The following is a 19,791-nucleotide window of genomic DNA, read 5'->3' on the forward strand; positions in this document are numbered from 1 at the left end:
TCTCTTTCAAATCTCATTCAAACTACTCGAAAACATAATTTCGATCCTTCGTATTTTGACAATCCTTGAACTATATTTTCAAGTCTTATCTAAATTTCTAAAAACTATTTTTAACGCTTTTATTGGCGACCTGGAAGGGGCTCGAACCCTCGACCTCCAGCGTGACAGGCTGGCATTCTAACCAACTGAACTACCAGGCCGCATTCTTGGTGGGAGTAACAGGGCTCGAACCTGTGACCCCCTGCTTGTAAGGCAGATGCTCTCCCAGCTGAGCTATACTCCCACTTTGGAGCGGGTGAAGGGGATCGAACCCTCACAGCTGGCTTGGAAGGCCAGAACTCTACCATTGAGCTACACCCGCAGAAGCTGTTAAAAAAATCATTGTCCCATTGAACAAGTATTATAATATCAAAATTATAAATAAAAGTCAATAGGATTTTGTTTATTTAATATATTTTTTTACTACAATATCATTCTCTATTTTTTAAAGCTTCTGCAAAACTCATCCTTGATATCTTTCTCATCTGCAATACCATAATTAATGTATATACTAAAACTTACACAATGCTTGTCACAATAATAGATTTTTTATCTACTATCATTTCAAAATATCCACTAAGCTTAGACATAGCTACTAAAGAAATATACTCTAGTGATTTAATTTCAAAAGGTATTCCCAAAGCAATTGTAAGTAATAAAACAAAAATACTTCCACCTAGATATATAGATTTAATTCCCTCCGTTCTATATCCAAACATCTTCAAATAAGCTATATTTAGACTACTACTTTCAAGTATAAGCTTTGTTAACATAAACATTATAATAAAAAAATATATCCCTATCATTAAGCTTTTGCAATATCCAAAATTTTTTCTCCATTAGCTCTTTAAATTACTTCTATTATGCTTTATAATCTTCTCTAGAGGACTTTTAATAATCTCATTTTCCTATATACATAAAAAATTAAAATGAAGTTTACAAAGGGGGGTATTTATTTGAAAAAGGTATTTATTATGACGGCATCTACTGGTGGAGGACATAATAGGGCTGCCAAAGCTATAGCCGAAGAATTGGAAAAAAGAACCTTTAATGGTGAAAATATAAAATGCTACATCAAGGACAGCTTTAAACTAGTAAATCAAGCCATGGATAAAGTTATTTCCGAGGGTTACGAAATGTCTGCAAAATATACACCAAAGGCATATGGTACAGCATATAGCTTGTCGGACAAAAAATTTTTTTCATTCAATGAATATAAAAATAACCCAATATCACTTCTAATGGCTAGAAAGTTCAAAAAACTTATAAAGGAAGAACAGCCAGACTTGATAATTGGTACACATGCCTTTCCTCTTATAGCACTTAGTAGACTTAAAAAAAGTGCCAGAGGTGAGAATTTAGAGCTAGAATTTGAAGAATTTATTGAAGAAAATGGAGACATAAAATACGAATTTCCACCACTTATTTCAGTTTTGACTGACTATACAGCCCATTCTACTTATCTGCAGGAAGAAATAGATTACTATATATGTGGCGATGAATATGTAAAAGAGCTTCTGATTGAGGATGGAATTTCACCTAATAGAGTGAAGCCTTTTGGTATTCCAGTTGAAAAATCCTTCCTAGAATCTAGACCTAGAGACATTGTGTTAGAAGAGCTTGGATTGGATCCAAGAAAAAGGACTGTTTTATTGATGGGTGGTAGCTTTGGTGCAGGAAATATTAAGGGTACATTAGATGATATTGCAACCATAGATAGAGATTTTCAGGTCTTGGTAATTACAGGAAGAAATAAATCTCTTCAAAAGACTCTTGAATCAAGAATTTCTGAGTATGATACTGATACAAATATAAAAATAATCGGCTTTACAAATATCATGAATGATATTTTACCTGCCATTGATTTATTGGTTACAAAACCTGGTGGGCTGACGACAACAGAGGCATTGCTAAAAGAAGTTCCTATGATCATACCGTACTTTATACCTGGACAGGAAGAAGAAAATCTTGACTTTTTAACTAACTGTGGAGTCGCAATCAGGACAACAAATAAGTTTTCAATCAAATCAGTAATAAAGGTGCTTATTGATAATCCTGAAAGAATTGAAAGAATGAAGGGCAATATCAAGCTTATCAAAAAGCTTAATTCAGCAGAAAATATAGCAAAACTTTCTATGGAAATATTTGAAAACTGTGAGGTCGACTACTCGAACACATTCTCTAGAAGGTCTGTGCTAGACATAATTGAAGACGTTCCTCTTCTTACAAAATAATTTTTATGAAATTTATAATTTAATTGATAATTTGATTTAAAATTTAGGATTATTACATTGATTACATTAAAAAAGCTCACATATTCTTTTAAAACAAAATTGAATAATGTGAGCTTTTTATTTATTTTTTTTCTGGCTCATAGTAATCTTCTTCATAATCATACTGAAAATTTCTGGCATTATTTCTAAACTGACTACTATCATTAACTCTTTTATACCTCGATGTTTTGCTGGAGGCCTTAGGCTTTTTATTGTTATGTCTCTTCTTGATCAATAAGTCAAGAGCTTTATTTTCATCAAAATCACTCATACTAAAAATCCTCCGACATTTTAATTATCAAAATATCTAAATTTCTCTTCTTCCCTCCATCGCTTTTGAAATAGTGACATCATCTGCATATTCCAAATCTCCACCAACCGGAAGTCCATGAGCTATTCTAGTAACCTTTATCCCCATTGGCTTCACAAGCCTAGAAATGTACATAGCAGTAGCCTCGCCCTCTATCGTTGGATTTGTAGCCATAATAATTTCCTTGACTTCGCCTGTTCCCAGTCTCGAAATCAATTCTTTTATCTTTAACATTTCTGGACCAACACCATCCATTGGAGATATTACGCCATTGAGCACATGGTATTTCCCATTGTAATCCTTTGTTCTCTCCATAGCTGCAACATCTCTAGGATCTTCAACAACACATATCATCGATGAATCTCTATGTTGATTTGAGCATATTGAGCATATTTCTGAATCCGCAATATTACAGCATATTTTACAGTATTTAATTTCATTTTTTACATCGACGAGTGCTTTCGCCAATGCATTGATATCATTAGAATCCATATTGATTATGTGAAAAGCCAGTCGCTGAGCAGTCTTTCTTCCTACTCCTGGTAGCTTTGACAACTCATTTATCAGCCTATCAATAGGCTCGCTATAATTTTCCATATTTTCTACCTCTAGCTCCTATTAGAACGGAAGGTTCATTCCTCCAGTAAATTTACTCATCTGAGATTTCTGCATCTCGTCAATATCTCTAAGAGCCTGATTAATCGCACTCATAATCAAATCCTGTAGCATCTCTACATCGTCTGGGTCAACTACCTCTTCCTTTATCTGAATATCAACAACCTCTTTTTTTCCATTAACCTTGACAACTACTGCACCACCACCAACTGATGATTCAACTTCCTTCAATTCTAGCTCTTCCTGAGCTTTTTGCATATCAGCCTGCATCTTTTGTGCCTGCTTAAGCAAGTTATTCATATTCATTCCACCTGGCATTCCGCCACCAAAACCACCTTTTTTAGCCATATTTATACCTCCATCATGTTATTTGTATTTTTTTATATTTAATTTATATTAAAAATATTATTTATATTTTCTACTCCTCGTACTCTATTTCACCTGAAAAATCATCACCAATCAACTCCAATAGCCTATTTTGTCCATTTGATTCATCGCTGATTCTATCATTTGAAATATTTCCATCCAGCATTTTGTCTGTTTCACTACTTAATATTATACCAACATTTACATCGATACCAAAAACCTTTTTTATGGCGATTTTTAGATAACCTATGTTTTCCGCAGATCTCAATCTCGCTATGACAAATGAAAAATTTTCGCTACCGACGATATATAATATATCATTGTTTATTATGAGATCAACTTTTTCTAATAAAAATGCCCTCAGCACCTTCTTATTATCCTTATTTAATTGATTCATCAGTCCCATCCAGCCTTCTTTGATGTTGTTCAGGATCTCCTCTGTCAACACACTAGTACTTTCACTGGAAGATGCTCCGGCATCTGAACTATCGGATGCTGTTGTAGAATCTGAGTCAGTGCCAGATTTTTGTTCGACTTTCTGATGTTTATTTACGCCATGTGCAAAATTTTTCTGTTTATCTCCAGCCATTTTATTATTTTGCGTATCTAAATCAGCGATAACATTATTAATTATACTTATTTTGCCATCTTCTATCAATTTTTCCAATTTTTCAATCCTGCTGTAAAGAGCTTCCATTGACGAGTCGGTTTGAGGCGCTGCTATTTTCATCATATACACTTCCATACTCATCCTGCTGTTCGTAGTAAATCTCAAATTATCCAATAGCTCGGAAAGCAGAGTCAATACTCTAACCAGCTCTTCTTTTCTTACAGCCTTTGACAATTCAATTATTATATTTTTGTATTCTACAGTGAATTCTATGAAATCCTCTGCATCTCCCAAAATCTTTGCGACCATGATATTTCTAAACAGCTGTATTAAATCAAGCGTCAAAATTTTCAAGTCTTTACCATTTGTATAGTATTCTTCTACTAGCTTTATACATCCACCGACATTGTATTCTATAATATTCCTCGCAAATTCGATCAACTGGATTGGATCTGTAATACCCAAAATATCTTCAACGTCACTTGCATTGATTACACCATCTGTAAATGAAACACACTTATCCAAAATACTCAATGAATCTCTGACAGATCCTTGCCCATTTCTGGCGACGATTCTAAGGGATTCCTCTTCTATTTCAATATTTTCACTTTTGCAGATATTTCTCATCCTGTCCATCAAATCATTGATAGACACTCTCTTAAAATCAAATCTTTGGCACCTTGAAAGAATCGTTGCCGGTATCTTATTCGGCTCAGTAGTGGCCAAAATAAATATCACATAGGATGGAGGCTCTTCAAGAGTTTTCAACAAAGCATTAAAGGCTCCCTGAGACAACATATGAACTTCATCTATTATATACACCTTGTACTTTGATTTGCTCGGCGTATACTTTACGGTCTCTCTAAGCTCTCTGATATCATCGACACTATTGTTTGAAGCAGCGTCTATCTCTACAACGTCAATATTGGAATTATCTAGAATTGATACGCATGATTCGCATTGATTGCATGGATTATTATTTTCCAAATTGTCACAGTTGACAGCTCTAGACAATATTTTTGCCGCAGTAGTCTTACCCGTACCTCTAGTGCCACAGAATAAATACGCATGATTCAGATTTCCCTCTTTTATCTGGTTTTTTAACGTCTTTATTATATGCTCTTGACCGATCATATCTTCAAATACTATCGGTCTATACACCCTGTACAACGCTTTGTGCATCTCATTACCTCCAAAAAAATAAAATCCCATTAACCATGGGATTGCTAATTATATGTTTAAACTGCACACCATCCTCCGACAAATGCCTCCAACCGTTGCCCATGTAGTTTGCTCCTTATAGGCATCCCCAAGTCACATGAAAGGTATCACTTACCGCTGCTTTCTTCCGAACCTGACGGGATTCATGAGCTTCCATTGCTTGGGACCCATCTATCAACACTACTTGCATAGGACTGCATCACAGACAAATTGCCTCGGGATGGAATTCAACCCCGCTAAAGCGGATTGCGGGTTACAGGGCACCGCTATCTCCCCATCTAGTACAGCAAAATTATAACCTAATGTAGTTTTAACATATTTTATTTCAATCTTTAGTTAATCAAAGTTGAAATCATGTTTTCCTAATAGAATTATACGAAACAAAAGTTCACTAAACCTTAATTATTCACAAATATGGAACAAAATTCTCGTATAATCGCTTTTAATCATAACACATTAATAAGTATTATTCAATAAAATTGAAAAAATATCTTCAAAATATTATTTATTTGAGCCCATGTATTTCGTATAAGGAAAATATATAGACAATATTGCAAAAATGGCTAGTACATATTGATACCAACATAAACTGATAACCTCAAACGGACTGTTTAACCCCTTTATACTAGCACACGCAAATAACACCTGCGCACCATAAGGAATAATTCCCTGAAAAACACATGAGAAAATATCCAGTAAGGATGCCGTTCTTTTTGGTTCGACACCATATTCTTCGCTTATTTCCTTTGCGATTGGACCGTTTATCAAAATAGCCACAGTATTGTTAGCAGTCGCCATATCTGTAAGTGATATCATTGCAGCAATACCCAATTGAGCTGATTTTTTTCCTCTTATTACCTTTCTTATCTTCTGTAATATCCAGTTTATTCCGCCCTCTTTCTCAACCATGGCAGCCAATCCTCCCATGAACATTGAAAGCAAGAATATATCGAGCATCCCCTTAAAGCCTTCAAATATTTGTTGAGTATATACCAGTGCGGTAAAAGACCCATCTGCAATCCCGATAATACCAGAAAATACTATTCCACCAGTTAAAACAACGAATACATTCACTCCACACAGCGCTGATACTAATACAAAAATATATGGTAAAACCTTTATAAAGCTATATGAATAAGTTGTAGCCTTTGGAACAACCTCTGGTCTTCCAAAAATTAATAATAAAACTACAGTGACTATTGCCGCTGGTAGTGCTATTGCAAAATTTGCCCTAAATTTATCCTTCATTTCTACATTTTGAGTTCTAGTTGCAGCAATTGTCGTATCTGAGATAATAGACAAGTTATCACCGAACATTCCACCACCTATTGTCGCTCCGATTACCATCATCTGATTTAATCCAGCGGCCTCAGCAAAACCTATGGCTATCGGTGCAACGGCTACAACTGTTCCGACAGATGTACCTGTTGCAACTGCAATAAAAGATGAAATAATAAAAATTCCAGCAGTAATAAATTGAGGTGGTATTACAGACATTCCTAGATTAACTACGGAATCAACGCCACCCATCTGCTTTGAAACTGTTGTAAACGCTCCAGCCAATAGGAAAATTATACACATTATCACTATATTTTCATTTCCACATCCTCTAATAAAGGTATCAAACTTTTCATCAATTCCGCCTTTGAATAATATAAATGCAACGATTATACCACAAATAACTGCAACTGGAGATGGTAATTGATAAAAAGCCAATTCAACCCCTTGAGAACTCAGTACGATTCCAGTCACCAAATACACTGCGATAAACACGCCAAATGGAATCAGCGCCTTTGCACTAGCTTTCACATTCTCTTTGATTTCACTATTTTCCATAAAAATTCCCCCCTTTTCTTCTGAATAAAAAATTTTTCAAACACAAAAAACATCAATCAAGGTATAAAAAAATCTGGTATGCATACCAGAAAGAAGCGGAGAAGAAGGGATTCGAACCCTCGATGCAGTTTCCCACATACTCGCTTTCCAGGCGAGCCCCTTAAACCAACTCGGACACCTCTCCAATTCCATATGATACCATATTAAAGAAGTATAGTAAAGCTATTATTACTAAAAATTAAAATATTTTTTGTATATTCAAGATCGTTCGACACAATAATCAACATTACTTAATAAAATTAGCGTTATTTCTTTTCACTCCTTCTTTTCTTAAAAAATTCATTCAATATATTAGAGCACTCCTCTCCCATTATTCCAAATTCAAAAATAACCTTATTGTCATCGTAAATTTCCCTTTTAAATTCATTGTGCTTGTCCACCACATGGTTTTTTAAATGTCTGGCACCGATGTATATTTTTTTTATTCTTGAATTTACAATAGCCCCTGCACACATTACACATGGCTCCATCGTCACATACATCTCGCAATCAAATAATCTCCATCTACCCAATTTATCACACGCATCTTCAATCGCAACCATTTCGGCGTGATTAAGAGGATTGTTTGAAGTCTCGACTTTATTATACCCTCTACCCACGATTTTTCCATTACATACAACAATAGCACCTATTGGAGTTTCCCCCCTATCATATGCCTTTTGTGCTTCAAGTAAAGCCTCACTCATAAAATATTTTATTTTTTCATCAAATTCTTTAAAGCACATTTTTTATCCTCTTTCATAAATATAAAAATCTATCAATATTTTGTAGCTATCACTAATAGTATATCATATGATTAACAACCATAGTGGCAGTGATAAAAATAAATACAAAAATAAAAAATCAGGTATACAAATAAGTCTATTAATACACTTATAGAATATACCTGATTATACTACTCATTTATTACTTTATAACATCACAGCCCATATATGATCTTAAAGCCTCTGGAACAACAACGCTTCCGTCAGCCTGCTGATAATTTTCAAGAATGGCTGCAAAGGTTCTACCTACAGCAAGTCCAGAGCCATTTAATGTGTGGACAAATTCTGTCTTTGAATTTTTATCTCTCTTAAATCTAATATTTGCTCTTCTAGCTTGGAAGTCTTCAAAATTAGAGCAAGAAGAAATTTCAACATATCTATTATAGCTTGGCATCCAAACTTCTAGGTCATACTTTTTAGCAGCAGTGAATCCCAAGTCACCAGTACAAATCTTAACAACTCTATATGGAAGACCTAGAACCTGTAATATTTTCTCTGCATCATTTGTCAGAGTTTCCAATTCTGCATAAGAATCCTCAGGCTTTGTAAATTTAACTAATTCCACCTTGTTAAACTGGTGCTGTCTGACCAAGCCTCTAGTATCTCTACCAGCTGAACCAGCTTCTGATCTAAAGCAAGGAGTATATGCGCAATGCTTGATAGTAAGATCATCAGCTCCCAATATTTCGCCTGCATAAATGTTTGTTACAGGAACCTCAGCAGTAGGAACCAAATAGTAGTCCTTAGCTTCCAATTTAAACATATCCTCTGCAAATTTTGGAAGCTGCCCAGTTCCAGTAAAGCTATTAGCATTTGCCATAAACGGTGGCATAACCTCTACGTAGCCATGTTTTTCAGTATGATAGTCCAAGAAAAAAGATATCAATGATCTTTCCAGCTTAGACCCCTTATCCTTATATAATGTGAATCTTGATCCAGTTATCTTTCCAGCTCTCTCAAAATCCAATATTCCTAAATCAGTTCCAATATCCCAGTGAGCCTTGTATTCAAAATCGAATTTTGGTGGTTCTCCCCATTTTCTTATTTCAACATTGTCTTCATCAGTTTCCCCTTGTGGAACATCTGGATTTGGGACATTAGGTATTCTAAGAAGTCTATACTGTAGTTTGTCTTCAACTTCCTTTAACTGAGCATCGAATTCCTTTATTCTATCAGATAATTCTTTTAGCTCCGCCTTTATTTTGTCAATATTTTCACCCTTTTTCATCATTTCAGGTATTTTCTTAGAATCTACATTTGACTGATTCTTCAATACTTCAACTTCTTTAAGTATATCTCTTCTTTTGTCATCAAGCTCTATTACTTCATCTAGATCCTTTGGATCAAATTCTCCTTCTCCTCTTCTTCCCATTAAGATTTTAATTTCATCCAAGTTTTCTCTAATTCTTTTTACATCAAGCATTTCAAACACCTCTCTAATATTACAATTCCTAAAAATAAATAAAAAAGACTCCCATCCCAAATAAGGGACGAAAGTCGTAGTTCCGCGTTACCACCCTAGTTGATTAATAAAAATCCACCTCAAAGCCTTTAACGCAGGCATTACGTCTAGTGCTATTTCAAACTAGAAGCTCTTGAGTAGATTCAGAAGTAATTGCAGAGGATTTTCACCAAACACCCACTCTCTAAATACAATTATCAACTTACTAAGCTCCGTCATCACTAATATGAATACATTATATACCAATTATGAGTTTAATACAAGTATTTTTATTTCAAAAATTATATACTTGTTTTATACTAACATAAATTTTATACTGACACAAAAATCTCTATATTAATTTTTAAAATTAATATGTAGACCTAAATTTATTTAACTAATTTTACCGAATCATACACATTTTTAATATTATATATTATATCTTCTATCCCTACCACTCTATATCAGCAATCGCAACAGGTTTTTCATTAATCTCAATGCTTTTTATCCTTGCATCGTGCATATGTATTACTCTATCGGCAATTGGAGCAATCGCAGCATTATGAGTTACTATTATAACTGTTGAGCCTTTTTTTCTACTCATATCTTGAAGTATTTGCAAAACCTGCTTCCCAGTATTATAATCCAATGCACCTGTAGGCTCATCACACAAAAGTATTTTTGGATTTTTTGCAACAGCTCTTGCTATTGCAACCCTCTGTTGTTCTCCACCAGACAATTGTGCAGGAAAATTATTTATTCTGTGACCTAAACCAACCTCAATTAGAATTTCCTCTGGATCCATGGAGCTTTTCACAATTTCTACAGCCATTTCAACATTTTCTTTTGCGGTTAGATTAGAGATTAGGTTATAAAATTGGAAAACAAAACCCACATCAGTTCGTCTATACTGAGTCAATTGCTGCTTATTATAATTTGAAATTACCTTTCCATCTATAATAACAGTCCCTTCATCGTTTGTATCCATTCCACCAAGAATATTTAAGACTGTAGATTTTCCTGCTCCCGATGATCCAAGAATTACTACCAATTCTCCTTTTTCAATGTCAAAGCTTATATCGTTATTTGCAATTATTTCATTTTCTCCAACCCTATATTTTTTATAGCTATGTTTCATTTCAATATAACTCAAAAAAATTCCTCCTCAAAAATAATACTATCTTTCATTTTTATCCAATTTTGATTAACTAAATAAACAATATATTAGCTTATTAAATTAGTTCTATTATATAACTATGTTCTAACTAATTCAATAACGAAATATTATATTAATTCTGAAATAATATTTTTATATTAATATATCAATTGCTTTTAATGGCCTATCAGATTGATGTTTTTGAGTACCTAAAATCACAAAAATCAGATTTAACAAACACCGACTTGTTCAATTTGACTTCCTTTGTTTTTTATTATATATTAAATTTATATACTACAAAGTGACTTGATGTTATTAAATCAAAATATGTGAAGGGAGAAAGACTATGTACTACTACACAAAATATGGGTCTCCTATAGGAGAATTGACTTTATTGAGTGACGGAAATGCTCTAATAGGACTATGGATAAGAGAACAGAAATATTTTGGATCAGATTTGATCAATTCTAAATATTCAATTGAAAAAAATGATTGTGACGAAATATTGAAAAAAACAAAAAAATGGCTAGATAGGTACTTTGAAGGAGAAAAGCCTGATGCTTGTGAGCTGAAGCTTAATCCGTATGGTGGAGAGTTTAGACAAGAGGTTTGGAAAATACTGTGTGAAATCCCTTATGGAGAAACTATATCATATGGAGAAATAGCAAAACGCATAGCTGATATTAGAGGTATTAAGTCTATGTCTGCCCAAGCTGTTGGACAAGCAGTTGGACGCAATCCCATAGGAATAATAATACCTTGTCATAGAGTTATAGGAAAAGATGGAAAATTGACTGGCTATGCGGGTGGAATTGACATAAAAAAATGGCTTTTAACACACGAAAAAGCCATTTAAATATTTTTATATTATTCACTGTAATCTCTATCGATATTAATAACAAATTCGATATCTGGATACACCTTATTTAAATTTTCAGTAATTCTATAAACCAGCCCATGCTGGTTTTTTTCATCAAAATCAATAATAATATCAAAATGTACTAATTTTTCACTTTCCTCCACATAAAAGCCATGCATTTGCAATATAGAATTATATTTTGATATTTCTTCATAAACAGAGTTTTTTATAGACTTAGAATATTCATCCTTGACATTCGTAGCATATATACCTATAGTCAATATTACCCCCAGCTTGTTATATGCGCCTATCATAATTTTTCTCGACAATCTATCAATATCCTTTGCTGTCAAAAAATCATCAACCTCTATATGTATAGACCCAATCAACTCCTCCGGACCATAGCTATGCAATATCAAATCATACGCACCTATAACCTCAGGAAAAGAGTTTACATAATTTTTAACTTCTATTGACAAATCATCATCTATCCTCACACCAATGATATTGCTCAATGTATCCTGCATTATTTCATATCCTGCCTTTAATATAAAAATTGAAATTACTGCACCTAAAAATCCCTCAATGTTTATTTTGAAGAAAATACTAGACATTGCTGATACCAAGGTTCCAATGGAGATAATTGCATCAAAGGATGCATCTGCACCAGAAGCCGAAAGAGCACCTGATTTAAGCTCATCACCCTTTTTTTTGAAATATTTTCCCAAAAAATACTTTGTAATGATACCTGCTATAATTACTATTATTGTTACAGTGGAGAATTTTGTCTCCGATGGATGAATAATTTTTGACACAGCTTCCTTCATTGACAGAAATCCAGCACTTAAAACAATTATTGCAATCAACGATGATGTTATGTATTCAACTCTACCATGACCAAACGGATGCTTCTTATCCGCATCTTTATTTGCTATTCTGGTACCAATAATAGTAATTACGGAGGATAAAACGTCACTTAGGTTATTTACAGCATCCAATATAACTGAAATCGAATTTGCAATAATTCCCACTATTGTCTTAAATATAACCAGCAAAATATTAGCCAAAATACCTTTATAGCTTACCATTACAATTTCCTTTGTTCTTTCATTCATACCTTAATCACTTTCCTAATACATAAAAATTTACAATACTTCGTACCACACTATACTGTATATAATTTATTCATAATAGTTTTCTTTTTCTATATGCGTAAAGTATACCTCACACTCACTATAATCGAATTTTTTAACATGATTTTGAATCTCCTTTGCCATTTTTTCTTCTATTTCAACACCTCTGTCAAACTGAATAACCTCTATCAATGGATACATTTCAAATTCCTTTCCATCAAAGAAATAAGCTGTTTCAGGCACTTCCATTGTAAAATAGTCGACCGGAGTATCACTTATTTCTGACAATCTATAAGGCAAGGAATTGCTAAGCTCCTTCACATCAATTTTCTTTACACCTTTAAAAATCAACTGTGGCATATAATACCCTCCATTTATTATAATTCATTATTTAATATTTCTTCTTGAAAATATATTTTTCCATTGTCTACCAAACATGGTATTCCTACAAAATTTTCCTTTTTTATATTATCAAAAGCAGCTTCATTATCCCTTAAATACAAAAACTCCTTCAGGCTTGATATAGAATCCGTTATATTTACAAATTCAAAGTCAATATTATTATTTTCTAGAAATTCTATAGCCGGTAAACAATCCGGACAAAGATAGCTTCCATACAATTTCTTCATAATTAAACCTCCCGTTCAACTAAAAAGTAAAAACATTGCTATGCAGGCATACTGCTCTAATATTTACTTTTTAATCCTATAGCTGTGTCATAATATTTACATTTGCCATTTTTATTCCATTGTTGTCAAATTCTTTTTTAAACTTTTCCATAAGACTGTAGTAGGTATTCCAATAATCGTCTGTTTTGACCCAAGGCTTTGCAATAAATTTTATCATATTATTATTCATAGAATCAACACCTATTAATGGCTCCGGACTGCTCAATATCCTCTTTTCATACTCAAAAATACCATTAGCTACATAATACAACGTTTTTATTTCTGTATTATAATCTACATAAAAGACGAAATCAATTCTTCTTACATTTTGAGAGGTGTAATTTATGACTGGATTTGTAGTCAATTGGAAATTCGGCAAAATAATATGTTTATTATCAACAGTCTTTAAGGTAGTGGAAAAAATTTGTATACTTTCCACAGTTCCCTCATTTTCTTCACACTTTATATAATCACCTACATCAAACGGCTTAAAAAACAGAATAATCATGCTGGAGCCAAAGTTTGACAGCACTTCCTTAAATGCCAAGCCTATACTGAAGCCAGCCGCTCCCAGCATAGCCGCCAAAGAAGTAGTATTCACACCAAGACCACCCAATGCCTGCATAAACACAAATACGATTATTATAAATTGTACAAGGTTTATCATAAACCCTACCAAACCAGTGCTACTTTTGTATTTTGATAGAGCCTTATTCAATATTTTTTTTACAATTTTTGCAATTATTATACCTATAATTATCGTAATAATGGCAACGATTATCGATGGTATTTTATCTACAAATACACCCATATACTTGTTCATTATACTCGTCTGCTTTTCTATTGATTCTTCCATAAACTCCTCCATTAAAGCTTCAATGTATAGGTACTATTATACAACACTTTATTAATAAATGTAAAACTATCCATAATTAATTTAGGATATCAACAAAAATACATTTCTGTATCAACAAATAAAGTTATATCAAATTGGCAAAACAATATTAATTATAGAATTCATGTATTACGCCTTCCTTTTTGTAAAATTCAAAATAAGTAGTCCAGTACAAATAATCACTACATTCAAAATGCAGATACTAAATATTTTTAATGTGTGTATACCAAACCAGTTATAAACCTGCTGAGAGATTAAATTAAAATTAAATAAAGCTCCATTGGCTGGAAGAATACCAGCAAATTTCCTTATGAAAAATGGCAACTTATCAATCATTGGGGCTAATACCTGAGTAGCAGTTATAAGTAAGCTATATACCAATGATGTTATTGACTTTTTGCAATGCCTATTTACAATCATTGAAATAGTAGAAATAGACAGTATAGATGTTAAGCCAGATATATATTGGTACACAAAAGACTCAAAAAAGCTATAATTATGAATTGATAATAAATACGCACTTGAAATTTGAATTGGCAATTCATAATCCAGATAGAAATATTTATTAAAAGCTATAAATATCCCCCAAACCAAAATACTATATACAATAAACAAAATAAGGTATACAGATTTTATTTTATTATTAACTACTTTTTTTAAGACTTTTCCTTTGAACGACTGCAATACTTCTGACATCCCAGTTTCAGATTCATAAGTAAATATTTGTGAAGACATTAATATTGCCAAAATCATTACTACAATCGTTATTGCTCGTATATTTTCAAATAATCTTATCCATCCTTCATAGAAACCATATTTAATTGGAGTTTTTAATGCTTTGGCATATTTCAAAATATCCTTTTTTTCCCAGTCATCAAACATTTTTACGTTATAATACAAGTTAAGATGACCCTCAACCACTTCTACTCTCTTATCATAAAAATCATCTGCATTAGTAATCTTTTTCAAATTATCTTTATCAAAGATCTTTGGTGGAGAATATGCCATTATTAACAAGGAAAGTATTCCTGGGTACTTATCCTCCATATTTGAATAAACATCTTCATTATCATTTTTTTTTAAATAGTTCAATGCTGAATTTAATAAATTTGAATCCAATAGCTCAAATCTGGACATATTCTGCTTTTCATATTTAATCGCTTCTGTTCCATGAATAAGATTTCCATTTTTGCCTAAAGTCTCATAATTGTTTATAGTCAAAACAGGAGAAACTATAGACAAAATAAATATTAATACCATCACAACAAAAAAACTGGAACTACTAAATATTTTTTTGATTTCATATTTCATTTTCTACATCCTCACTAAAATTCACATAATATATATCTTCCAATTTTAATCTATCCTCAACTGCGTCATCCAATGGCTTGTTGTTCGAAATAATTCTAAGTTCATAGCCTGCATCACATTTGTGCATATTGGATACAAGAAATTTTGAATCAATATTTTCTGCAGAATTAATATCTTTGGCATAATATTTATATGCTTTCATTGGATATTTATCTAAAATATCATTTTCTTCACCTTGAATTATTATCTTTCCATCCTTTAAAATAAATATTTTATTGGACAAATCCTGCAAGTCTGAAACGATATGAGTAGACAATAAAACGATACTATTTTCAGACAAGCTAGTTAGATATCTTCTAAATTTTACCCTCTCTTTAGGATCCAAGCCTGTTGTTGGTTCATCCAAAATGATTATATATGGATCAAATAAAGTGGCTTGAGCCAACCCAACTCTTCTTAACTGACCACCTGACAATTTTTTTAGTTTTACTTTCTCAAGTCCATTCAGCGAAAATATTTCTATTTTATCTTCTACTTCTTTTTTTATTACACTTTTCTTGATTTTTTTTAATTCCATTTTTAATTCGGCAATATAGTATAAAAATTCTTTTACACTCATTTCTGGATATCCTTTAAAATTTTGCGGAAGATATCCTATGATAATATCTCTATCAGCTCCAGCTATTTTTATCTCGCCTGAAAACGGCTTTAATTCACCAATAATTAGCTTAAAAAGCGTTGTTTTTCCTACTCCATTTGCTCCTAAGAAACCATTTATCCCTTTATTGATTTCAAAATCTATATCGCCTAAAATCACTCTATCTCCATATTTAATTTTAATATTTTTTCCTGTAATCATAAAAACATCTCCTTATATAAAAAGGCTATTGACACGACATACTGTCTAAATAACGCTGAAAAAATAAGAACCGTCATAAGATTCAATGACCTTGCCTGTTCCAAGCTCATAAAAATAGTTTTTAAACTCTGTATTAAACAGACAACCAAACATATCGATATAATCATAATTTTGCAATTGTTCAAAATAATTTGATACATTATACATTATAATCTCCCCCCTTAATACAATATATGCATATATCGCATTTATTATATCATTTTTTGAATTTTTATTCAATTTCTTTGTATACTTTTTTGGTTTTATAACGTTAATTAATATAAGACAAAAAAATAGCTGGAGAGTAATCTCCAGCTATTATACATATTTAAACTATTTACAAATATACTATCCTAAAAACTTAGCCAAGTCTTCGTCTACTGCTCCAATTCCTGATATTCCAAAGTTTTCAACCAATACATTTGCAACATTAGCTGACAGGAATCCTGGAAGTGTTGGTCCGAGATGAATATTCTTAACACCTAAGTATAATAATGCCAAAAGAACTATTACAGCTTTTTGTTCATACCAAGCTATATTGTATACGATTGGCAATTCGTTTATATCTTCTAATCCAAATACCTCTTTAAGCCTTAAGGCTATTACAGCTAGCGAATATGAGTCATTACACTGTCCTGCATCTAAAACTCTTGGTATACCGTTGATATCACCTAAATTTAGTTTATTATATCTATATTTTGCACAGCCAGCAGTCAATATTACTGTATCCTTTGGCAATTTTTCAGCAAATTCTGTGTAGTAGCTTCTGCCTTTCATTCTACCATCGCAACCACCCATTACAAAGAACTTCTTGATTGCACCAGTCTTAACAGCATCGACAACCTGATCAGCCAGTTCTATTACCTGATTGTGAGCAAATCCACCAACGATGCTTCCTGATTCGATTTCCTGTGGAGCTGGCAATGTCTTAGCCATCTCTATAATAGCAGAGAAATCTTTTTTTCCGTCTTTATCAGCTACAATGTGTTGACATCCAGGATAACCAGATGCACCTGTTGTAAATATTCTATTTCTTACTTCTTCACTCTTTGGAGGAACTATACAGTTTGTTGTAAATAAAATAGGTCCATTAAATGTAACAAATTCAGTCGTTTGCTGCCACCAAGCATTTCCATAATTTCCAACAAAGTTATCATATTTCTTAAAGGCTGGATAATAATGAGCTGGCAACATTTCTCCATGTGTATAAACATCCACACCAGTACCCTTTGTCTGTTCTAATAGCTGCTCCAAATCTGTCAAGTCATGTCCAGAAATCAAAATAGCTGGATTGTTTCTTGTTCCAATATTAACTGTTGTAATTTCAGGATTACCATACTTTGATGTATTGGCATTATCTAAAAGCGCCATAGCCTTAACACCATACTCACCAGTTTCTAACGTCAATGCAACTAATTCATCTACACTAAGTGAATCATCCAATGTTTTTGACAATGCCTTGTATGTATATTCATACACAGAATTATCTTCCAAGCCTATGTTTAATGCGTGCTCAGCATATGCTGCCATTCCCTTTAATCCATAAATATTTAATTCTCTTAAAGATCTAACATCTTCATTTTCAGTAGATAGTACTCCTACATTTTTTGCTTTTTCAAGCATTTCTTCTCTGTTAGATACTTCAAAAGTAACAGAATCATGAGGATTTGAAATATTGACCTTTCTTGCCAATTCATTTCTAATTCCTATCATTTTATTTATCTGATTTTCAATTGCGGCTTCATCAAAATTTGCATTAGTTATTGTTATAAAAAGACTTGTAATAACCTCTTTATTTATATTGGAAATTTCTGCAGCATCTACATTTCCTTTTACCACGACTTCGGCTATTCCCTTAGTCACATATACCAATAAATCCTGCAAAGCTGCCACTGTTGGATTCTTCCCACATACTCCTACCTTTGTACATCCTGTTCCCTTTGCTGTTTCTTGACATTGATAACAAAACATACTTGCTGTAATATCCTTCATAAACTGTACCTCCGATTTCTTTGTTTTTATACTAATAATTTATTTTTCATAGCATCTTGAGTACATTATATTATTAATGAAGGACTTTGTATGTTGTTTAAACAACGATTATTTTTTTGTAGAGAATTTTTTAATTTATTTCAATACACCAGACAAATCTATTCGCTCGGATGCTCCGGTCAATTTTGCTATTGCAATACCGTAGTTTGTAATTGGAACACCTGCATCCCTTGCAATTTTAATTCTAGACAAAACGTGCTTCCTATTAAACATACACGCTCCACAATGTATTATAAGATCATATCTCGAAATATCGTCAGGAAAGTCATTTCCAGAACAAATATCTACGCCAATGTCTTTATCTATCACATTTCTCAATAGTCTTGGAATTTTTATTCTACCTATATCCTCCTCCAGAGGCTTATGTGTACATGATTCTGCAATCAAAACCTTTGATTTACTATCCAAAAAATCCAAAGCCTTTGCACCTTCTATAAAAGTACCGATATCTCCCTTGTATCTTGAAAATAGTATTGAAAATGTGGTAATAATTGTGTTTTTTGGTTTTTTCTCATAAATTTTATCTACGACCTGAGAATCTGTAATGATTAGTCTAGGCTCTTTATTTAAAATGGATATTACTTCGTCAATTTGATCTGAATTTATACATATTACCATACATTTATTGTCCAATAAATCTCTAATCATTTGAACCTGTGGAAGTATAAGTCTTCCTCTCGGTGCTTGAATATCTTGAGGCATAACCAATAACACCAAATCGTCTTTTGAAACCAAATGTGCACATAATGTCGTTTCTTCAACTAGATTTTCACCTATAGAAGCTATTTTTTCATACAAATAGTCTATCCCTTCTCCATCCTTTGCACTGACAACAATAGGGTTTTGGTCGAAATTTCCCTCTATTTTCTTCTCCAAGTGGGCGATATACGAATGGTCAAAGACGTCGGCTTTATTGATAGCTATAATAAACGGTATTGAATTTTCGCTGAATTTATTTACCCATTTTTTTTCTTCGACAAAATCATCATCACATATCAGCAAAACTGCTATATCGGTTTTTCTAATAGCTTTCTCTGTCAATTTTATCCTTTTTTCTCCAAGTATTGATACATCATCAAATCCTGGAGTATCAATGATAACACAGGCACCTATTTTATTTATTTCAGTCGTTTTGTACACTATATCAGTAGTAGTTCCTGCAACATCTGACACTATTGCTATATCCTGCTTCAAAAGAGTGTTTACAACTGACGATTTACCTGTGTTGGTTTTTCCAAAAAAAGAAATATGTACTCTATTTGCCAAAGGTGTGGAATTCATAAA

At 32.7% G+C, this 19,791-nt stretch carries 20 protein-coding genes, 4 tRNA genes, 1 other RNA gene and 1 other annotated feature; of the genes, 2 read left to right on the top strand and 23 right to left on the bottom strand.

What is annotated here, in order from left to right; genetic code table 11:
• Positions 1-123: 123 nt before the first annotated feature.
• The 4 genes from BM120_RS06710 to BM120_RS06725 form a co-directional block, all read right to left on the bottom strand.
• Positions 124-200 (bottom strand) — tRNA-Asp (locus BM120_RS06710).
• A 7-nt stretch (positions 201-207) separates the two neighbouring features.
• Positions 208-283: transfer RNA gene (locus BM120_RS06715), tRNA-Val, on the bottom strand.
• Between the two features lie 4 nt (positions 284-287).
• Positions 288-361, bottom strand: a tRNA-Gly gene (locus BM120_RS06720).
• 196 nt (positions 362-557) lie between these two features.
• Positions 558-812, bottom strand: coding sequence for a hypothetical protein (locus BM120_RS06725; protein WP_143076519.1), 255 nt, complete (start codon positions 810-812; stop codon positions 558-560).
• Between the two features lie 183 nt (positions 813-995).
• Here BM120_RS06725 and BM120_RS06730 point away from each other — a divergent pair, with 183 nt between their 5' ends.
• Positions 996-2,273, top strand: coding sequence for an MGDG synthase family glycosyltransferase (locus tag BM120_RS06730; protein WP_091994339.1), 1,278 nt, complete (start codon positions 996-998; stop codon positions 2,271-2,273).
• Positions 2,274-2,394: 121 nt separating this feature from the next.
• Here the strand turns inward: BM120_RS06730 and BM120_RS06735 are convergent, their stop codons facing one another.
• From BM120_RS06735 to BM120_RS06780, 10 genes are all read right to left on the bottom strand, one after another.
• Positions 2,395-2,583: a hypothetical protein gene (locus tag BM120_RS06735; RefSeq protein WP_091994341.1), complete on the bottom strand. Its 189-nt coding sequence runs from the start codon at positions 2,581-2,583 to the stop codon at positions 2,395-2,397.
• Positions 2,584-2,619: 36 nt separating this feature from the next.
• The gene (recR, locus tag BM120_RS06740; RefSeq protein ID WP_091994342.1) at positions 2,620-3,219 is read right to left on the bottom strand and encodes a recombination mediator RecR; all 600 of its coding nucleotides are present in this window, start codon (positions 3,217-3,219) and stop codon (positions 2,620-2,622) included.
• A gap of 21 nt (positions 3,220-3,240) precedes the next feature.
• Positions 3,241-3,585, bottom strand: coding sequence for a YbaB/EbfC family nucleoid-associated protein (locus tag BM120_RS06745; RefSeq protein WP_091994344.1), 345 nt, complete (start codon positions 3,583-3,585; stop codon positions 3,241-3,243).
• A gap of 70 nt (positions 3,586-3,655) precedes the next feature.
• The gene (gene dnaX / locus BM120_RS06750) at positions 3,656-5,395 is read right to left on the bottom strand and encodes a DNA polymerase III subunit gamma/tau (RefSeq protein ID WP_091994345.1); all 1,740 of its coding nucleotides are present in this window, start codon (positions 5,393-5,395) and stop codon (positions 3,656-3,658) included.
• A 61-nt stretch (positions 5,396-5,456) separates the two neighbouring features.
• An RNA gene (gene ffs / locus BM120_RS06755) (signal recognition particle sRNA large type) lies at positions 5,457-5,721 on the bottom strand.
• 214 nt (positions 5,722-5,935) lie between these two features.
• Positions 5,936-7,270 carry a Na+/H+ antiporter NhaC family protein gene (locus BM120_RS06760; RefSeq protein WP_091994347.1) on the bottom strand — a complete coding sequence of 445 codons (1,335 nt, stop codon included), beginning with the start codon at positions 7,268-7,270 and terminating at the stop codon, positions 5,936-5,938.
• 96 nt (positions 7,271-7,366) lie between these two features.
• Positions 7,367-7,454, bottom strand: a tRNA-Ser gene (locus BM120_RS06765).
• Positions 7,455-7,575: 121 nt separating this feature from the next.
• Positions 7,576-8,055 (bottom strand): nucleoside deaminase, encoded by a 480-nt coding sequence (locus BM120_RS06770; RefSeq protein ID WP_091994348.1) that lies wholly within the window; start codon positions 8,053-8,055, stop codon positions 7,576-7,578.
• Between the two features lie 181 nt (positions 8,056-8,236).
• Positions 8,237-9,517 carry a serine--tRNA ligase gene (gene serS / locus BM120_RS06775; RefSeq protein WP_091994350.1) on the bottom strand — a complete coding sequence of 427 codons (1,281 nt, stop codon included), beginning with the start codon at positions 9,515-9,517 and terminating at the stop codon, positions 8,237-8,239.
• A 60-nt stretch (positions 9,518-9,577) separates the two neighbouring features.
• Positions 9,578-9,784, bottom strand: a binding site (T-box leader).
• A gap of 202 nt (positions 9,785-9,986) precedes the next feature.
• On the bottom strand, positions 9,987-10,688 hold the full coding sequence (locus BM120_RS06780) for an ABC transporter ATP-binding protein (protein ID WP_091994351.1): 702 nt from the start codon (positions 10,686-10,688) through the stop codon (positions 9,987-9,989).
• Positions 10,689-11,037: 349 nt separating this feature from the next.
• Here BM120_RS06780 and BM120_RS06785 point away from each other — a divergent pair, with 349 nt between their 5' ends.
• Positions 11,038-11,547 carry a methylated-DNA--[protein]-cysteine S-methyltransferase gene (locus BM120_RS06785; RefSeq protein ID WP_091994353.1) on the top strand — a complete coding sequence of 170 codons (510 nt, stop codon included), beginning with the start codon at positions 11,038-11,040 and terminating at the stop codon, positions 11,545-11,547.
• An 11-nt stretch (positions 11,548-11,558) separates the two neighbouring features.
• Here BM120_RS06785 and BM120_RS06790 read toward each other — a convergent pair whose 3' ends face one another.
• The 9 genes from BM120_RS06790 to hydF form a co-directional block, all read right to left on the bottom strand.
• Positions 11,559-12,665: a cation diffusion facilitator family transporter gene (locus tag BM120_RS06790; protein WP_091994354.1), complete on the bottom strand. Its 1,107-nt coding sequence runs from the start codon at positions 12,663-12,665 to the stop codon at positions 11,559-11,561.
• A 66-nt stretch (positions 12,666-12,731) separates the two neighbouring features.
• Positions 12,732-13,043 carry a DUF1904 family protein gene (locus tag BM120_RS06795; RefSeq protein WP_091994356.1) on the bottom strand — a complete coding sequence of 104 codons (312 nt, stop codon included), beginning with the start codon at positions 13,041-13,043 and terminating at the stop codon, positions 12,732-12,734.
• A gap of 17 nt (positions 13,044-13,060) precedes the next feature.
• Positions 13,061-13,312, bottom strand: a complete 252-nt coding sequence (locus BM120_RS06800; RefSeq protein ID WP_091994358.1) for a glutaredoxin domain-containing protein — start codon at positions 13,310-13,312, stop codon at positions 13,061-13,063.
• 76 nt (positions 13,313-13,388) lie between these two features.
• Positions 13,389-14,207, bottom strand: coding sequence for a mechanosensitive ion channel family protein (locus BM120_RS06805; protein WP_091994359.1), 819 nt, complete (start codon positions 14,205-14,207; stop codon positions 13,389-13,391).
• 168 nt (positions 14,208-14,375) lie between these two features.
• The gene (locus tag BM120_RS06810; RefSeq protein WP_091994361.1) at positions 14,376-15,557 is read right to left on the bottom strand and encodes a hypothetical protein; all 1,182 of its coding nucleotides are present in this window, start codon (positions 15,555-15,557) and stop codon (positions 14,376-14,378) included.
• Positions 15,547-16,416: an ATP-binding cassette domain-containing protein gene (locus tag BM120_RS06815; RefSeq protein WP_091994362.1), complete on the bottom strand. Its 870-nt coding sequence runs from the start codon at positions 16,414-16,416 to the stop codon at positions 15,547-15,549. The genes BM120_RS06810 and BM120_RS06815 overlap by 11 nt, the downstream gene beginning before the upstream one ends.
• A 45-nt stretch (positions 16,417-16,461) precedes the next feature.
• Positions 16,462-16,623, bottom strand: coding sequence for a hypothetical protein (locus tag BM120_RS10890; RefSeq protein ID WP_177187393.1), 162 nt, complete (start codon positions 16,621-16,623; stop codon positions 16,462-16,464).
• A 180-nt stretch (positions 16,624-16,803) separates the two neighbouring features.
• A complete protein-coding gene (gene hcp, locus BM120_RS06820; protein ID WP_091994364.1) occupies positions 16,804-18,447 on the bottom strand; it encodes a hydroxylamine reductase in 1,644 nt (547 codons plus the stop codon).
• A 135-nt stretch (positions 18,448-18,582) separates the two neighbouring features.
• Positions 18,583-19,788, bottom strand: coding sequence for a [FeFe] hydrogenase H-cluster maturation GTPase HydF (hydF, locus tag BM120_RS06825; RefSeq protein ID WP_091994366.1), 1,206 nt, complete (start codon positions 19,786-19,788; stop codon positions 18,583-18,585).
• Positions 19,789-19,791 lie beyond the last annotated feature (3 nt).

The organism is Peptostreptococcus sp. D1, assembly GCF_900112955.1.
Classification (GTDB): Bacteria; Bacillota; Clostridia; order Peptostreptococcales; family Peptostreptococcaceae; genus Peptostreptococcus.